Source organism: Wenzhouxiangella sp. 15190, from assembly GCF_003417465.1.
Taxonomy (GTDB): Bacteria; Pseudomonadota; Gammaproteobacteria; order Xanthomonadales; family Wenzhouxiangellaceae; genus Wenzhouxiangella.
Genome location: NZ_QVMV01000020.1, coordinates 1 through 15,593 on the forward strand (window position 1 = coordinate 1; position 15,593 = coordinate 15,593).

At 60.7% G+C, this 15,593-nt stretch carries 17 protein-coding genes and 1 tRNA gene; 8 read left to right on the forward strand and 10 right to left on the reverse strand.

Features of this window, described 5'->3' with window-relative positions; translation table 11 throughout:
• Positions 1-194: 194 nt before the first annotated feature.
• From glmU to DZK26_RS04780, 4 genes are all read left to right on the forward strand, one after another.
• Entirely contained in the window at positions 195-1,556 is a 1,362-nt protein-coding gene (gene glmU, locus DZK26_RS04765) for a bifunctional UDP-N-acetylglucosamine diphosphorylase/glucosamine-1-phosphate N-acetyltransferase GlmU (protein WP_220337180.1), read from the forward strand.
• A 76-nt stretch (positions 1,557-1,632) separates the two neighbouring features.
• A complete protein-coding gene (locus DZK26_RS04770) occupies positions 1,633-2,040 on the forward strand; it encodes a biopolymer transporter ExbD (protein WP_116898539.1) in 408 nt (135 codons plus the stop codon).
• 36 nt (positions 2,041-2,076) lie between these two features.
• Positions 2,077-2,454, forward strand: coding sequence for a DUF4870 domain-containing protein (locus DZK26_RS04775; protein WP_116898538.1), 378 nt, complete (start codon positions 2,077-2,079; stop codon positions 2,452-2,454).
• Between the two features lie 67 nt (positions 2,455-2,521).
• Positions 2,522-3,655, forward strand: a complete 1,134-nt coding sequence (locus DZK26_RS04780) for a fatty acid desaturase (protein WP_116898537.1) — start codon at positions 2,522-2,524, stop codon at positions 3,653-3,655.
• 28 nt (positions 3,656-3,683) lie between these two features.
• Here the strand turns inward: DZK26_RS04780 and DZK26_RS04785 are convergent, their stop codons facing one another.
• The 4 genes from DZK26_RS04785 to DZK26_RS04800 are packed head-to-tail and all read right to left on the reverse strand — an operon-like array spanning position 3,684 to position 6,606.
• Positions 3,684-4,475 carry a TatD family hydrolase gene (locus DZK26_RS04785; protein ID WP_116898536.1) on the reverse strand — a complete coding sequence of 264 codons (792 nt, stop codon included), beginning with the start codon at positions 4,473-4,475 and terminating at the stop codon, positions 3,684-3,686.
• 40 nt (positions 4,476-4,515) lie between these two features.
• Positions 4,516-4,959, reverse strand: coding sequence for an Rrf2 family transcriptional regulator (locus tag DZK26_RS04790; RefSeq protein ID WP_116898561.1), 444 nt, complete (start codon positions 4,957-4,959; stop codon positions 4,516-4,518).
• A gap of 10 nt (positions 4,960-4,969) precedes the next feature.
• The gene (locus DZK26_RS04795) at positions 4,970-6,175 is read right to left on the reverse strand and encodes an NnrS family protein (protein WP_116898535.1); all 1,206 of its coding nucleotides are present in this window, start codon (positions 6,173-6,175) and stop codon (positions 4,970-4,972) included.
• Positions 6,157-6,606 carry a YbaN family protein gene (locus tag DZK26_RS04800; RefSeq protein ID WP_116898534.1) on the reverse strand — a complete coding sequence of 150 codons (450 nt, stop codon included), beginning with the start codon at positions 6,604-6,606 and terminating at the stop codon, positions 6,157-6,159. The genes DZK26_RS04795 and DZK26_RS04800 overlap by 19 nt, the downstream gene beginning before the upstream one ends.
• A 219-nt stretch (positions 6,607-6,825) precedes the next feature.
• On the opposite strand from DZK26_RS04800, the gene DZK26_RS04805 reads away from it, so the two are divergent.
• A tRNA-Thr gene (locus DZK26_RS04805) sits at positions 6,826-6,901 on the forward strand.
• 349 nt (positions 6,902-7,250) lie between these two features.
• Positions 7,251-7,964 carry a formylglycine-generating enzyme family protein gene (locus DZK26_RS04810; protein WP_181918414.1) on the forward strand — a complete coding sequence of 238 codons (714 nt, stop codon included), beginning with the start codon at positions 7,251-7,253 and terminating at the stop codon, positions 7,962-7,964.
• A gap of 289 nt (positions 7,965-8,253) precedes the next feature.
• On the opposite strand, the gene DZK26_RS04815 is transcribed toward DZK26_RS04810, so the two are convergent.
• The 6 genes from DZK26_RS04815 to parA form a co-directional block, all read right to left on the reverse strand.
• Positions 8,254-8,520: a hypothetical protein gene (locus DZK26_RS04815; protein ID WP_116898532.1), complete on the reverse strand. Its 267-nt coding sequence runs from the start codon at positions 8,518-8,520 to the stop codon at positions 8,254-8,256.
• Positions 8,521-8,666: 146 nt separating this feature from the next.
• The gene (locus DZK26_RS04820; protein ID WP_116898531.1) at positions 8,667-11,153 is read right to left on the reverse strand and encodes a DUF3631 domain-containing protein; all 2,487 of its coding nucleotides are present in this window, start codon (positions 11,151-11,153) and stop codon (positions 8,667-8,669) included.
• 81 nt (positions 11,154-11,234) lie between these two features.
• A complete protein-coding gene (locus tag DZK26_RS14700) occupies positions 11,235-11,459 on the reverse strand; it encodes an AlpA family transcriptional regulator (RefSeq protein WP_116898530.1) in 225 nt (74 codons plus the stop codon).
• A gap of 139 nt (positions 11,460-11,598) precedes the next feature.
• Positions 11,599-12,498 (reverse strand): hypothetical protein, encoded by a 900-nt coding sequence (locus DZK26_RS04830; RefSeq protein WP_116898529.1) that lies wholly within the window; start codon positions 12,496-12,498, stop codon positions 11,599-11,601.
• A 41-nt stretch (positions 12,499-12,539) separates the two neighbouring features.
• Entirely contained in the window at positions 12,540-12,917 is a 378-nt protein-coding gene (locus DZK26_RS04835; protein ID WP_116898528.1) for a hypothetical protein, read from the reverse strand.
• Positions 12,914-13,564, reverse strand: a complete 651-nt coding sequence (gene parA, locus DZK26_RS04840) for a ParA family partition ATPase (RefSeq protein ID WP_116898560.1) — start codon at positions 13,562-13,564, stop codon at positions 12,914-12,916. The genes DZK26_RS04835 and parA overlap by 4 nt, the downstream gene beginning before the upstream one ends.
• Positions 13,565-13,629: 65 nt before the next feature.
• On the opposite strand from parA, the gene DZK26_RS04845 reads away from it, so the two are divergent.
• On the forward strand, positions 13,630-14,493 hold the full coding sequence (locus DZK26_RS04845; RefSeq protein WP_116898527.1) for a sce7726 family protein: 864 nt from the start codon (positions 13,630-13,632) through the stop codon (positions 14,491-14,493).
• A gap of 1 nt (position 14,494) precedes the next feature.
• A complete protein-coding gene (locus tag DZK26_RS04850) occupies positions 14,495-15,451 on the forward strand; it encodes a sce7725 family protein (RefSeq protein WP_116898526.1) in 957 nt (318 codons plus the stop codon).
• Positions 15,452-15,593: the final 142 nt, after the last annotated feature.

The following is a 15,593-nucleotide window of genomic DNA, read 5'->3' on the forward strand; positions in this document are numbered from 1 at the left end:
CTGAACCCTGAACCCTGAACCCTGAACCCTGGCCACAGACCACAGACCACAGACCACAGACCACAGACCACAGACCACAGACCACGGACCACGGACCACGGACCACAGGAAAAGGTCGGCGACTGCGCCTACCTGTTTCTCGGCCCGGATCAGCGGCGATATACTGGCGCCTTTCCACAGAACCCCTGTTTTCCATGCTGGAAGTAATCATTCTCGCCGCCGGCGAGGGCAAGCGGATGAATTCGGCCCGGCCCAAGGTGCTGCAGCCCGTGGGCGGGCAGCCGATGCTGGCGCACCTGGTGGAGGCCGCGCGACGGCTCGATCCGGCGGCAATACGCATCGTCATCGGTTCCGGGGCCGACCAGGTTCGCGAGGCCATTGGTGGCGCAGACATTGACTGGGTGATGCAGCACGAGCGCCGCGGTACCGGTCATGCCGTGGTCCAAGCACTGCCGAGCGTCGATGCAAAGTCACGCGTGCTGGTACTGCCCGGCGACATGCCCCTGATTCGTGCCGAGACCCTGACTCGCCTGCTCGACAGCCAGGCCGACCTCACCGTGCTCAGTTTCGTTCCCGAAAACCCCACCGGTTACGGGCGGATCGTACGCAGCGAGGGCCGGGTGACGGCCATTCGCGAGGAAAAGGATGCCAGCGAGGACGAGCGCCGCATCGACGAGGTCAACAGCGGCGTGCTCTGTGCCGGTGCGGGGGATCTGTCCGACTGGCTCGGGCAGGTCGGCGATGACAACGCCCAGGGCGAGTATTACCTGACCGACTGCATCGGTATTGCCGCCGACCAGGGGTGCGAGGTGGCTGCAGTGGTCACGGAAGATCCCGGGGAAGTGCTGGGCGCCAACGACCGCGCCCAGCTCGCGGAGTTGGAGCGCGTCTTCCAGTCTCGGGCGCGGAGCGCCATTCTGGCCGACGGGGTGACCCTGCTCGACCCCGATTCCGTGCAGATTCGCGGCCCCGTGGAGTGCGGTCGTGATGTAATGATCGACGTCAACGTCGTGCTCGAGGGGTGCAACCGTTTCGGCGACGGCGTGATCATCGGGCCCGGCTGCGTGGTTCGCGACTGTGACCTGGCCGCCGGGACCCGAATCGAGCCGATGAGCATGCTCGAGGGTGTGCGCACCACCGGCACCTGCTCGGTCGGCCCTTTCGCACGGCTGCGGCCCGGAACGGAGCTGGCCGAGGGCGTGAAGGTGGGCAACTTCGTCGAAACCAAGAAAGCGGCGCTGGCCGCCGGCGCCAAGGCCTCGCATTTGAGTTATATCGGCGATGCAGAAGTCGGCCCGGGGGCCAATATCGGCGCCGGCACCATCACCTGCAACTACGACGGCGTCAACAAGCACCAAACGATTATCGGTGAGGGGGCCTTCATCGGATCGAACTCTTCCCTGGTTGCGCCTGTCTCAGTAGGCAGTGAAGCCACCATTGGCGCCGGCAGCGTGATTTCCGCTGACGCCCCACCCGGACAGTTAACCCTCGCGAGAGCCCGCCAGCGTAGCGTGCCGGGCTGGAAGCGACCCGAAGTCAACAAGAAAAAAACCTGAACCGGAGTTGGCGGGAGGACCGTGCCTGCGGTATTCTCGTCACCTTCCAGTTTTTCGCCAGAGATTCCGATTCAAAATGCGAAAACGCCATCGACCAGAGGACGAAGGCGAGATCAACATCACGCCGATGCTCGACATCGTGTTCATCATGCTGATCTTCTTCATCGTCACCACCTCGTTCGTCCGCGAGCAGGGGCTGGACATCTCCCGCCCGTCCGAGAGTGAGCAGAAGACCGTGCAGGAAGACGAGGACCTGCCTATCGTCGTGCGCATCGACCAGACCAGCATGATCACGGTCAACAAGCGCCGCGTCGAGCCGGACGCCCTGCGCGCCAACCTTGAGCGCCAGTACGCGCAGAGTCCGCAGTCGCCGCTGATCGTGGCCGCCCATCCAGATGCGAGCACGAACGCGCTGGTGCAGGCGCTGGATTCGGCCAACGTGGTCGGTATCAGCAATGTTTCAGTGGCCACCGAAAGCCAGTAGCGCTATGAACTTCGGCCGACTAGAAAGGAGCCCTCGATGAACGAAGAATATTCCCCGGAGACCGAAGTGGCCCCGGACGACAAGGACACCCGAACCTGGGCGATGATTCTGCACCTGTCGATGCTGTCGGGCCTGGTGGTGCCGCTGGCCGGCCTGATCGTGCCCATCGTCATCTATTTGCTCAAGAAGGATGAATTGCCCGGGCTGGTGCCGCACGGACATGTCGTGTTCAACTGGATGATCAGCGCGGTCATCTACGCCATCATCAGCATGATCCTGATGATTATCGTCATCGGCGGATTCCTGCTGATGGCACTGGCTCTCGTGAGCCTTATCTTCCCCATCATCGGCGGCGTCAAGGCGTCCGAAGGTGAAGTCTGGCCCTATCCGCTATCGATCAAGTTCTTTAAATGAAAACGTCAACACCGCTCGCCCCTGTAGTGGGTGAACCGGCGCCGGCGTGAGGAAAACGAAACCGCTCATGTCTCAACAAAAGCCCGGCCTGGTCTACGAAAACCTGGCCTTTTTCATCGCCATCACGTTGCTCGGATTCGTGGCCGCACCCGTATGGGGCCTTCTCTACGGATTCAGCGGCTGGACCTGGCTGTTCGCCGGAATTTTCTGGCTGCTCAGCGGCCTGTCGATTACCGCCGGCTATCACCGTCTGTGGTCGCACCGTACCTACAAGGCGGCCTGGCCCTTGAGGCTGTTTTTCGCCGTCTTCGGTGCCCAGTCGCTGCAGAATTCAGTGCTGGTCTGGACGGCGCGCCACCGTGTGCATCACCGCCATGTCGACGACGTCGAGCGTGATCCGCACTCGATCAAGACCGGTTTCTGGCATGCCCACATGGGCTGGATGTTGCGCAAGTGGCCGACCAGCGAGATCGACTTCGATCAGGTTCGCGATCTGGAGCGTGATCCGATCGTAGCGTGGCAGCACCGCAATTACTGGCCGCTGACCTGGACCATGAACCTGGGTCTGCCGCTGCTGATCGGCTGGATGATCGGTGATATCGTCGGCATGGTGCTGCTGGCCGGCGCCTTCCGCCTGGCCTTTTCCCAGCATTGCACGTTCTTCATCAACTCGCTCGCCCACACGCTCGGCAAGCGCAACCACAATCTTGACAATACGGCGCGCGACAGCGGCGTCGTCGCGTTGCTGACCTGGGGCGAGGGTTATCACAATTTCCATCACGCCTTCCAGGCTGACTACCGCAACGGCATTCACTGGTGGCACTTCGATCCGGGCAAGTGGCTGATCGCGGCAGCTTCCTGGCTGGGCCTGGCATACGATCTGCGCAGCACGCCACGCTTCAAGATTCGCCGCGCCCGGCTGCAGGTGCAGTTCCAGGAACTGCAGGAGCGCCTGGCCGGCGATCCCGCGGCCAGAAGCTGGGCCGAGACGGTCGAACGTGAATATCAGCAGTTCAAGGACACCGTGGCACAGTGGCAGGCCGTCCAGGCCGATCGCGTTAGCGCCGGCAAGGCCGCGCTGCGCGATAAGTGGCGCCGCACCGAGTTGTCCACCCGCTACCGCGAACTCGAATACCGCCTCAAGATGCAGGCCCGCCGCCTGGCCACCCTGCGCCAGGCCGCTGCCGAAGCGGCGGCTTAGGGATACGTCCCCGACGGACGAGGTCTCCTTAGTCGGTCAGTCGAAAGAAGCGCCTCGCAGTGGCCGTAGTCTCCTCGGCCAGCTGGTCGGGTGTGACGCCGCGGCAGGCGGCGACAGTGCCGGCGATCCAGGGTAGCCACTGCGGTTCGTTGCGGCGGGTCTTGATCTTGGGTTTCATGTTGCGCGGCTTGAGATAGGGCGCATCGGTTTCGAGCATCAGGCGATCGGCCGGAATCTCGTTCACGAATTCCTTCAGGTGGTAGCCGCGACGTTCGTCGCAGATCCAGCCGGTAATGCCGATGTGGCAGTCCATATCGAGGTACTCGAGCAACGCCTCGCGGGTATCGGTAAAGCAGTGCACCACCGCGCCGGCCAGGTGCGGACGAAACTCGCGGAAGATCGCGACGAAGTCGTCATGGGCGTCGCGCTGGTGCAGGAACACCGGCTTGCCACAGTCGACCGCCAATTCGAGCTGATGCTCGAAAGCCCGGCGCTGCGCGGGCCGCGGTGAGAAATCCCGGAAGTAGTCCAGCCCGCATTCGCCGACGGCGACAACATTGTCCGCCCGGTGCAGTTCGGCCAGCACGCTGAGCGTCTCGCTGGAGACTTCTTCGGCATGATGGGGGTGCACACCGGCGGTGGCATGAAGCACGCCCGGCCAGTCATCGGCCAGTTCCCGCGCCTGCACGCTTCCCGCCTCGGTCGCCCCGGTGACGATCATGCGGGTCACGCCGGCTTCGCGGGCCGTCTCGATGACGGTCTTACGGTCCGAGTCGAAGGCGTCGTGGGTGAGGTTGCAGCCGATATCGATCCATTCCATGGCGCGGAATTGTACCGCCTTCGGAATCCGGATCGATCAGTCAGTCAATTCGGATTCGAAGGATGCGCGCCATTTCAGGGCCCGCCTTCGGCGTGACCAGATCGGCAAGCGTGTACTGGTCCAGCACGGCCAGGAAAGCGCGCAGCGCTTCGTCGAGCATGCGGGGCAGGATGCAGGCCGGTGTGATGATGCAACGGTTTTCGGGGCGGAAGCACTCGACCAGCCCGAAGTCCGGCTCCATGTCCCGCACGACGTGACCGATGTTGATGGACTCGGGTGGGCGACCCAGACGGATGCCGCCGCCGCTGCCGCGGGTCGACTCGATGTAGCCCAGGCCGGCGAGCTTGTGGGCAACTTTCATCAGGTGATTGCGCGAGATACCGAAGGCATCGGAAATCTCACGAATGGTCAGCCGGCGCTCACCGCTCAATGCCAGGTGCATGAGCACGCGCATGGCCAGATCGGCGTGATGGGTCAGACGCATCTCGAGGCCCTCATCCGGGTTGGCCGTCGACACGCGGTCGTATGAGAATCGGCAGATAGAGCCAAAGGAAGATCACAAAGGCGGCCACCCAGGTAACGGTCGTGGTCATGACCCCGAACTTCCAGGGCACCCAGCCGAGCGCCGTGGTCAGTCGCACAAGGGCCGCGACGAGAATCAGGACGTAGCTGGCGACGGCGCCCGGCGGCAGTTCCAGCGAACGCCCGGTGTGACCGAGCGCGACGCGCGTCATGACCCCCACGATCATTACGGCCATGGCGCCGGGTCCCAGCGCATGCAGCCAGGCCGTGCCGGCGACATCGAAACCACCATGGGACACCGCCATGAGCAGCAGGCCCAGCGGCACCCAGGCGTAACCGACGTGCAGGATCCACACCAGCGGGTCCTGGTGTGCAAGCCAGCCGCTCCATGCCAGCAGCCGGATCACGTTGGCCAGTCCGGCCAGCGCGGCCATGCCCGCGATGATGGGCGAGGGGGCGCCGGCCAGGAGAAGCAGTGCCAGAAGGGCGGTGCTGGTGATGCTGGCGACCTCGACCCAGGCCCGGGTTTTTACCGGTTTAGGGTCTTTTTGATGGCGCATCAACCAGTTGCGCGTGAACGCCGGGATGATCCGGCCGCCGATGATCACGATGAGCATCACGATCAGGAGTATCGTGCCCAGTTCGGCACGGCGCACCAGCCCGGTATCGCCGCTCCACGCCCCGGCGTGAAACAGCAGGTTGGTCAGCCACAGGACGCTGACGACGGCCACCAGGGGCAGATTTCTGTAGTTGCCCGATCCGATGATGACGCGGCCCGCGTACACGGCGACCGCTGCCAGGAAAGTCAGGTCGATCAACGCGACCAGTTCGAGCGGCACCCAGTTCGACAGCCACATGCCGATCCGGCCGGCCAGCCACAATCCGAACAGCATTTGCAACTTCGAACCGGACAGTGGTGTCGCGCCGGTCCAGTTGCACATGGCCGTCAGCAGGAAGCCGGCGACGGCCGCCGCAACCATACCGAACAGCATTTCATGGCTGTGCCACTGCATCGGCGTGTAACCGCCGGCCAGGGGCCATCCGGAAAGCAGCACACCCAGCCAGCCCACCAGCGACAAAACGGCATAGGCCGCGGCCGCCAGGAAGAACGGACGAAAAGGACAGGCCCAAACGGCCAGGCCGGCCGGGCGGGCGACGCTCAGTGATTCGGGTTGCATCGCTGCGGCTCGACGACGGGTGCAAGGTGAGTGGGCCGGGTGAGGATGAAGCCGGCCACGGCGGTAAAGAAAAGCCCCACCATCGAGAGAATGAAGGGCGCCGTGCCTATCAGCCACAACAGAAGCAGGCTGGCGATCATCAGCAGGCAGGCAGCCTGCTTGGCGCGCATCGGTACCGCACCGTGGCGTTGCCAGGCACGCAGGCCCGGTCCATAGCGCGGGTGCCGGTAGAGCCTGAATCGCAGTCGGGGCGATGAGCGGGTCGCCGCCCAGAGTGCGACCAGCAGAAACGGCGTGGTCGGCATGACTGGCAGAACGGCGCCGATGGCGCCCAGGCCCACGAATCCGTAGGCCAGCGAGAGGTACACCAATCGCCGGCCCGGCGGGCGCAGCCCGAACTTGAAGCCGTTTCTGTCATGGACGCTAATCATGCATTCAGTATACTTCTTATGGGTCGCGCCTGTACAGTCGATGTTCCGGATTCGAGCGGCGGGTTTGGTTAGAATATGCCTAGTTGCCGGTTTAGCTCAGTAGGTAGAGCTGCTGAAGTGTCCCGGCAGCGCTTCTTTCAAGCTTCGCTTGAAAACCGCACCACCGGAACGATTAGAATTGATTTCCGGGTCATTGGTAGCAGTTCATTTGACCCTGTTGCCGGTTTAGCTCAGTAGGTAGAGCATCTGATTTGTAATCAGCAGGTCGGGGGTTCGAATCCCTCAGCCGGCACCATTTAATTAGACCAATAAAAACAGTATCTTATGTGGGGAGTCATCTGCCTAAGCTCGATAGCATGCTAAACCAATCCCTAATTTCTGGTCTATTATTGGTCCATTTGGTAGCGAATGTTCTGTTTTCCGATCTGTTCATTGGCTAATACTGACCGCAGCAACACAGAGCAAAAAGGGGGCTCATGATTAGTCGCTCACTTCGAACCTCGCGTTCGACCGGCATCCGCGCCGCATTCTCGTTCGGGCTCCTGCTGGTGTTAGGTGCCAGCAGCTCAAGCATGGCCTTCGGCCAGGTCATCTTTCAGGATCGTTTTGGACCAGAATTTAAGGACTGTCCCGACTGCCCGACGATGGTCATGATTCCGGGGGGCAGCTTTGTGATGGGCAGCCCGCCCGACGAGCCGGAGGCCCACAACACCGAGCGCCCGCAACATACAGTTGACATGCCAGCATTCGCTGTGGGTGTGCACGAGGTGACCTTCGAGCAGTGGGACGCCTGCGTGGCAGACGGCGGCTGCTACTTTAGCCCAGACGACGAGGGTTGGGGTCGTGGCGATCGGCCGGTGATCAACGTGAGTTGGCACGAGGCTCAGCTCTATCTCGCCTGGCTCAGCGACGAGACCGGCCATAGCTATCGCCTGCTCAGTGAATCAGAGTCGGAATACGTCACGCGTGCCGGCACCACGGGGCGATTCAACACCGGGAACTGCATCACAACCGATCAGGCCAATTTCCTCGGCTATTTTCCCTACCCGGGTTGCCCCAGCGGCGTCTACCGCGAACAGACATTATCGGTGGGGAGCTTTCTGCCTAACGCATTCGGCCTGTACGATACTCACGGTAACGTCTCGGAATGGACGCAGGATTGCTACAACTTTGGCTACGAAGGTGCGCCCACCGACGGCAGTGCCTGGATGACCGGCGACTGCGAAAAAGCGATCTTGCGCAGCGGCAGCTGGGGCATGCCCGGCGAGAAGATGCGTTCCAGCTTTCGTTCCGGGGTCTCCCGCGACCTCAGAAGGTATTACATCGGCTTTCGTGTCGCCAGAGCCGTAACGCCCTGACTGGGGGCCATGGCCAGAAAGGCACAAGTTGACCGTGATAGGGAAAATGTATGCGTCCTTTCCAATGTGGCTGCCCCTGGATAATTGTCTATTCGTCAAACGCAAGAATCGCTCCGTCCCATTGGGGTTTTGTGTAGAGAGATCCGCAGCCCAGTGAGGAGTGAGTTAGCCAGTTATTGCATCTGTGCGGACAGTAAGTTGGAAGTTCGGCCGGGTTGCGCTTCCCCCCTTGCTGAAGACCTGCCCGGGCCGTTAATAATAGGCTATCGCCAGGCAACCTTGGCTCACTTCAGGCTGTCGTCACGCCCAAATACGGTTTGAGAATTCTCATCGCCCGATCCTGATCCGGGTTGCTGAAATCAGGCTCGTAGGCGATCCACGCAAGACGGCAGTACCGATGATAATTCTCCCGGTCCAGGGCTGTCGCCACCTTGATCAGGGGAGGTCCCGGAAAGGCGTCGCTGCAAGCAGAGAGGGCTGCCTGGGCGAGGATCCGGCTACTCTTGCCATGAGGGTGGCGTTCGATTTGGGCGATTACTTCATTCAGAATTTGCATTGCTATCTCCTTGGGGGTTGGTTCAGCAGGCCTTTCGGCCCAGGTTTCAGGGGTTCTATCGACTGGGCGGCCACCACGCGCTTGTTGCCTGGTGGTTCTCGAGGCGCATGGAGACCTGTTCGCCGGAAGGGGCTCCGGACTTCCACTCAGTCACTGGGGAATCCCCCTCGCTGGTCGATCACCTCGGCCCATCGCCGGACGGCGGTCGGATTATGCAGGTCGGGGTCGTTTTGCCTCGCGATAAAGTCAGCCAGCTCGGATGGATCTACGGTCAGGCCGTCGCAAGCATCGCGGGCCATCGCGAGAATCTCTTCTCGGGGGACGGTTGAAAGTGCCGAAGTGCCACAAGCCGCGCCGTTATTGGCTTTCGTCGTTTTCGAAAGTGCCACGGGCTGGGGTGGCGTGGCACTTTGAGAATCGCCGGAAGCCTCGCCGCCATTGGCTCGTGGCACTTCGGCACTTTGAATGGGGGGTAAGTAGCGGTCGAAGGCATCTCGGGCGCTTTCAAAGGTATAGCCCCGAGTACCTCGGCTATATCCCGAATCGCTGGGCAGCTTCTCCGGCTTGATTTGAAATCGCCCCACCATTCGGGCCACCTTTGCCGGGGTGATCGGCTTGCTGCCCTTACCAAACTCCGGCCAGGGCCGTTCCTCCATGTCCGCCAGCTTCTCGGCAAGGTCTGTTGAGGAAAGGGCCTTGTGTTCGATCAGCAGCCGGCGCATATCGGCCAGTAGCATGGTGCGAATGCTCTCGGCTTCTGCTGGTGCCCCTGATAGCGCCAAGGCGGCCGTCCGGGCTTTCTCCGGCCAGTCACCGCCGGCCTGGTCTGCGATGGCCAGTAGCGGCTCCCAGTTGTCCCCGGCGCGGTCATTGATGCCGCTCGGGATCTCCGGTTCTGCCCGCCGGATGGTTTCTTGGTGGTCGTGGGCAAACCGCGCGATTCGCTGGCGTAGTTCCTTGAACGGATCGCCGCGAAGCCGGGCCACCTTTTCGCTTGGCAGCTTCCGGCGCATGGCGACGGGTACGGCGCGATCTGCCAGCGTGTCGGGTAGGTGGCCGATCATCGCCACCGCCTTGGCGCCCCATGTCGAAAACCGGCGGAGTTCGAAATCGTCGCCTTCCGTGCGAATCACGAAAGCACTTGAGCGGGTATGTCCGCTGTTCAGGACTCCGCGTAACTGGTCATTCTGGCGAATGAAGGTATCCGCTTCGTCGATCAGCAGAGTTGGCGTCCATTTCTCAAGTGCCCGGAAGACGGCAGCCGGCGATATGTTCGAGGTGGATAGCGGCTTACGCGTCACTTTCAGGAGAAATTCCAGCATCGTAGTTTTGCCGCACCGCTTTTCCGGGCTGGTGATTCCGAGAACTGGTGCCACGCGGGCCGCTTCGATGAACCAGGTGAAAACAGACCAGAGAGCGATTGCCGTCGGGGCATGGTCAGCCGTGATTAGGTAGCGCTGTAATCTCTGTTCGATTTCGTCCAGCAGCTCCGCACCTTCGACAGGATCGGGCCAAGGGGTCACGTCCTCGAAGTCCATAGCGCCGGACGCGTTGATTGCCTCGGCTTCGGCGCGAGCCTTCTTTACCACGGTGTCCAGGGTGCTGGTTCGCACTCCCAGCGCCTTGGCCACCGCCTCGCGTTCCTGGTCATACCCGAGCGCGTCCAGTTTCGCCAGGCGAGCAACTTCGGCCTTCGGGTCTGTTGGTGGTAATACGGCCTGCTCGATTGCCTGGGCTACCGCCTCCAGTCCCTTGGAGCTGTGCAGGTCGTTGAAGTCGCCAGGCTGGCCGGGCAAGGAGACTACACCACCAACCGCCTGAGCTGCCTCGCTGGCCTTGGTGATGCCGGGATTTCCTTCGGTTCTCCGGTCATCATCGGCCGCGATGATGATGCGGGCGTCGGGCAGCTTGGCGCGGATCGCCTCGGCGACCGGCTTCAAGTTGCCGGCGTTGAAGGCCACCGCTACTGCGTAGCCGGTCGCCTGGTGAATGCTGGCCGCCGTGGCGAGTCCTTCCGCAACGATCACCAGCTCGCCAGGCTGGCCGATGGCGTAGAAATTGCCCGTGATCTCCCCGCCGGGGTGAAACCGCTTGCCGCCTTCGCTGTCGATCCGTTGAAGTGACCGGATGTTCCCGGCCGCGTTCCTGATCGGCACTAGTAGCCGGGCACCTTCGATGCGGGTGCCGTGCGGTTCGATGCCCTTGGCAATCAGGTATGAGTGATCGGCCGGCGCCGGCTCGGCTTTGCTCCAGACTTCGGCGCATTCGGCGGCGGCTTCGTCTTGGGCTCGCTTGCGTTGTTCTTCGGCCTGGTGCCTAGCCTTGCTGATCTTGGCTGCCCACCGCCTGCGCTCGGCTTCGTCGGCCGGTTTGCGGGCTTGCCACGTTTCATTCAGACCGGTAGACCAGTCGCCAAATACGCCGCCATCGCCGTCATCGAATAGGATGCACCAGCCGGCGCAATTGCTGGCACCTTTACCGGCGCCAGGGAATCGGTGAATAGTGCCCGGTTCGATATGATTCGGTGGGGTCATGCCGGTAGCTTCGATCGCCTCACGGAATCCTGTGATGGCTTCATTACGTTGAATGGGCTTGTGGATCGAAGCAAGATTGCTATACTTTGGAGTACTCATAGGCTTTCCTGCGTAAAGTCTTGTGTCGCGGCCTCGCCCTTGCCCGGCGAGGCCGTTTCTTTTTGGGGATATGCCTTAGGGCTACGTCGGATCCTTCTCGCTAAGGCTCTCGAGAAAATCCTTAATGTCCTCAACTCGCCAGGCACTGGTACGTGGCCCGAGCTTGACCGGTCGCGGGGCAATTCCTTGTTGGATCCAGGAGTACCAAGTTGCTCGGCTGACCGGTATCGGGCCGGTCCCTGGAGGGGTTCCGATGATGGTGCCGAGGCGGACGAGGCCGGAGGACGGCAAAGAGTTGGATTCCATTGATGTCACCTGTGGTCTGATGAGGTGACACAAAGACTAGAGGCGTCTTTTGTGATAGACACTCCTGTAATGCCAGCAGAAAATTGCCTTTATAGGGTTGACGCGGGGAGCTGCTTTTTGTAAGGGCGTGATCCGGTAATCAGGTCAACGAGCGTTCGATCTCTCGTATCCCCCAGGAGTCGGGGACCTGGAGCCCTTGGTAACGCGCATGGGCATGCAGCGAAAACTCGATGACGCGGAGCTTTTGGGAGCGCTTTAGGTTGGCTAGAAGAGGTGCAGACTGGAGCTTTTTGTCTAGCTCATGGCAAAAGTGCCGACACCAGCTCGGATTATTTCTCGGCTTTCTAGGCGCCTTCTTCAGGTGGGCTCGCTCCGAGATATATCCTTCGAGTTGCTCCAACACACTGCCGTCCCCTACTACAGGCGGCGCAATTCCGACACGGCAGAAACCCTTTACTCCTGATTCCACCGACTGCGCTGCCTCATGCCAATTCCGATAGGTTTCCACGGCCTCAGCTTCACTGCCGGAGGCCTTCGCCATGGCCGCCAGCACGTCGAGTACCGCCGGTTTATGACTCGGAGTACGATCACGTCGCGCCGAATTCTCCCTGGCCTCCTCGATGCATTCCTGCATCGTTGGTTCGAGACTTCTAGTTTTCTCCAGCCAGGTTTTCGGCTGAATGACGATCTCGAGAGATTGTTTGGATGACAGCTCTGGAAAGAGGGCTTCCATTTCCTGAGCAAGATCTCGAAATCTTTTTGCTAAATTCTTCGCCTGTTCCCGCAATTCCGCGGTTGGCATCGAGTATTCGGGTTGGCCGGAGTCCACCGGAAGCGGGGAGCTGGCCAGCCACGTGCGTATTGTCAGAAACGGCGCCAATGAAGAATTCGGCGATTGCCCCGGAACCAACGACTGCAATATGTCCCAGTCACTTGGCATCATTGACGCAAAAAGAGACTCGGCTGCTTTGGCGTCCTCAGGCAACACATCTTGGATGTTTGACACATCCTGGCGCGCCATTCGCTCCAGTGAGTGCATGGGTCAAGGCTCCTCGCCACGTTGTGCGAACGAATATCAGGTTAGCGCTGAGGCTTTCTGCCTGGCTTGAGAACACGAACTTCTTCCAGTGCAGATAACAACTCCTCGCTCGACATTTCCGAGAGCACACGCAGCCCGGCCCTCAACACCTCCGACTTGTTTCGAACAAGCGCGTGCTCCTTAATAAGCCGCTGACGGATTGCCTCGATAAGTTGATAATCCTCATCCGGCATGGAAAAGGCGTCCCTGACGACTGTGCTTCCTGATGAGATTTGCTTTTCACGTTCGTCAGCCCTGTCGCTGCTGCTGCCACTCAGCGCAACATCCGCCCGCTCGAAGCGCTCGCCGACCTCGCGCTTCTCGTCGCTCAAAGTTTTCTCAAACTGGTCGCCAAATTTGGACTTCTTTTTACGGCTCATGCGGCCCGCCGTTCAACCTCGTCAGACAGAGCGTCAAGCTCCATGGTGGCTTGGGATGCACGCCGGCCCAAGGCCTGGATAGCAACCCCACTGATGCTGGCCTCTCGATAGGCAGTTCTCTGCCCAAGCCCAGTCTCGAAAACGGGCAATTCAAAGGCATCAAGCGCCTCCAGCGCCTCGCGACCTAAGACCGTGCGCGGGACCATATTGGGAAGCAGGAGAGCCTCCAACTGATCATTGACGACTTGGGCCGCCTGAATCAGGCGCAGGATGCCCTGGGCAGCCCAGAGATCGGGCGGCGACGGGATAACCGGCATCATCGCCAAATCGGATATGAGCAGCGCGCTCTGCGGCGCCGAGGACTCAACGGCCGGTGGAGTATCGATGACAATGTAGTCGTAATCTCCCACGTACTTTCTCACCTGCTGGTGCAATTTTGAGCCCGCGGCAGCCAGTCCGGTCACCGTGGCAGGAAATGGCTTACCTTCCTCCGCCGCAAAGGCCCAACGACTCGCTGTTGCCTGCACATCAGCATCCACGACCAATACCTTGTGGCCGCGCAGACCGAGCGTGCCAGCCAACCCCATTGCCACCGTAGTCTTGCCGCACCCGCCCTTTTGATTCGTGATTGTAACGATATAGGCCATTTCTATCATCCAAATTAAATATATGGTATAAATGATTATATCGTTTATACCATAGTAATTATTAGATGGAAATGGATCCTCATTTCAAAGTGGCCAAAGTCCACCTGCTCCCCATCTTCACGGCCCGAGTTTTGCGGGAGCTCTTGGTCTTTGGCTCGTCCCCGAGGGTTGATGACGCTCGAAGAGCGCTCGTATCTATCTCCCTGGTTGATCCTGACTGCCCAATCAGAGACGTATTCAAACAGGCCTACAGCGTCCTCCGCAGGGCCTACCCCGCCGAGTACGTCCTGATCAACGAATGCTTGTGCGCCCAGGTATCCGGGGTGGATTCGGTTGTCGCCTATCGTGAGCAGGCCGTCGCTGGCAGCAAGGCAGATCTGTCAATTTTCTCGCCCGCCGGGCACTCCCGAGGCTACGAGATCAAATCACGATTTGATCGCCTGGATCGGCTTCAGGCCCAGCTACGGACCTACCAGCAGGTCTTTTCCCACAGCTACGTCGTGACGGATCACAACCACGTCCCCAGAGTCATGGAGGATTCACCTGCCTCGGTGGGTGTGCTCTCCGTGTCTCGCGACGGTATCCAGGAACTGCGCCCGGCAAGGGAGAGATTGGATCTGATCCGCCTTGACCGGCTGTTCTCACTACTTCGGAAGGAGGAATACCTCCACCTCATTGGGGCTAAATTCGGCGCTATTCCCAAGGTGCCGAACACGCAGATCTACGGGGTCTGCCTCCAGCAATTCCAGCGGCTCGATGCTGCCAGCGCCCAAGAGCTGGTCGTGGAGACCTTGTGCCGCCGTCAATCCCGGCCATCTCGTGAGGAAGATCAGGCCTGGCGATTGCCGCGTCCCCTGAGGGCGCTGGCATTGACCGGAAAGCTGGACCAATCCGAGCTGCTGCGACTTTCCTACGTGCTGGAGCAGTAGCTTGCGATCGCTGACCTACATGCCCTTGCTGCGCGGCAAGGAGAATGAACTCAGACTTTTGCTAGTCACCTCTACGCTCATCCAAGGTTCCCCCGTCGTGCCCGTCATCGAGCCCGTTTCAGCCAAGACAGCCATGCTCGAGCGCGTGATCAAGTACTACGTTGAATATAAGTTCCCGCTCGGGGTAATCATCAACCCGGCGGTCGGCGATTTCAGTGAGTCGCCAGAGCACCTACTAATCAGGACTGGGGAACAGCTGTGTCGTACCTCCTGGGTTTTCCCTGTGGCTAGATCCAGCTTCGGCGGCATAGCCTGGAACAGGCTCGAGAGGGCCGAGAAGTTTGCCTTGATCGACGATGGGCCTCCTTGCCATGAGATCAGGGCGAATCTAATGGGCAGCCCTGAACGCATTGCGTACCGCATCAATGATTCCGAAGTCGCCCCCGGGCAAGGGGAGCATCATTTGGGGACGCGAATCCTCTTGCGCGACGGTTTTGAGCGTCGACGAAATGCCGACTATCCGGCGGATGAGGAATTTCACTCTGGGCCAGGCCACCTTGACTTGCGGGACGCCTCAGGGTGGGGAGACTATCTGATCGTCGGGCGGGAATACCAGGAGGGTGGTGGCCGACCCCACGCCGTAGCAATCCATATTACCTACTGGGCATCCGATGGCCAGTTGCGGGTTCACCACTATTTATCAGACAGCAATGACGGGCCCGAGAATCCGGCGGGAAAGTTCGCGGAAGCGTTAGCGAAGCTTGTGACCGACCTCGACGACGGCGCCCTCCCCATACTGGAGACTTCAGCGATCAGGGGGTTTCGCAAGCTCCACGCGATAGGGCACTTCCCAGGTCTAGGCCCCGTCAAATTGCTATCCATGCGTCACCACCTTGAAACAGTATTGAATGTCGTTCAGAAGACGACGGCGCACCGGAACGCAGCTTCACTTCCCTGATGATTTTCTAGCCCCGGGAGAGCTTGCGGGGTAGGGCGCGCGAATGATCCCTGGGAATTCCGCCCCATCCCGCTGCTAACGTGCCACGTGGCACACCCTTCAGGGTCGCCAACACACGACCCGCCGTGACCGACTGCCCACT

Bases quoted from the DNA above. Each gene is read 5' to 3' on its own strand.
- DZK26_RS04830 (WP_116898529.1), bottom strand. From the start codon at position 12,498: ATGCACTCACTGGAGCGAATGGCGCGCCAGGATGTGTCAAACATCCAA.
- DZK26_RS04835 (WP_116898528.1), bottom strand. From the start codon at position 12,917: ATGAGCCGTAAAAAGAAGTCCAAATTTGGCGACCAGTTTGAGAAAACT.
- DZK26_RS04770 (WP_116898539.1), top strand. From the start codon at position 1,633: ATGCGAAAACGCCATCGACCAGAGGACGAAGGCGAGATCAACATCACG.
- DZK26_RS04785 (WP_116898536.1), bottom strand. From the start codon at position 4,475: ATGGAATGGATCGATATCGGCTGCAACCTCACCCACGACGCCTTCGAC.
- DZK26_RS04815 (WP_116898532.1), bottom strand. From the start codon at position 8,520: ATGCAAATTCTGAATGAAGTAATCGCCCAAATCGAACGCCACCCTCAT.
- DZK26_RS04820 (WP_116898531.1), bottom strand. From the start codon at position 11,153: ATGAGTACTCCAAAGTATAGCAATCTTGCTTCGATCCACAAGCCCATT.
- glmU (WP_220337180.1), top strand. From the start codon at position 195: ATGCTGGAAGTAATCATTCTCGCCGCCGGCGAGGGCAAGCGGATGAAT.
- DZK26_RS04790 (WP_116898561.1), bottom strand. From the start codon at position 4,959: ATGCGTCTGACCCATCACGCCGATCTGGCCATGCGCGTGCTCATGCAC.
- DZK26_RS04775 (WP_116898538.1), top strand. From the start codon at position 2,077: ATGAACGAAGAATATTCCCCGGAGACCGAAGTGGCCCCGGACGACAAG.
- DZK26_RS14700 (WP_116898530.1), bottom strand. From the start codon at position 11,459: ATGGAATCCAACTCTTTGCCGTCCTCCGGCCTCGTCCGCCTCGGCACC.
- DZK26_RS04800 (WP_116898534.1), bottom strand. From the start codon at position 6,606: ATGATTAGCGTCCATGACAGAAACGGCTTCAAGTTCGGGCTGCGCCCG.
- DZK26_RS04780 (WP_116898537.1), top strand. From the start codon at position 2,522: ATGTCTCAACAAAAGCCCGGCCTGGTCTACGAAAACCTGGCCTTTTTC.
- DZK26_RS04795 (WP_116898535.1), bottom strand. From the start codon at position 6,175: ATGCAACCCGAATCACTGAGCGTCGCCCGCCCGGCCGGCCTGGCCGTT.
- DZK26_RS04810 (WP_181918414.1), top strand. From the start codon at position 7,251: ATGGTCATGATTCCGGGGGGCAGCTTTGTGATGGGCAGCCCGCCCGAC.
- parA (WP_116898560.1), bottom strand. From the start codon at position 13,564: ATGGCCTATATCGTTACAATCACGAATCAAAAGGGCGGGTGCGGCAAG.
- DZK26_RS04845 (WP_116898527.1), top strand. From the start codon at position 13,630: ATGGAAATGGATCCTCATTTCAAAGTGGCCAAAGTCCACCTGCTCCCC.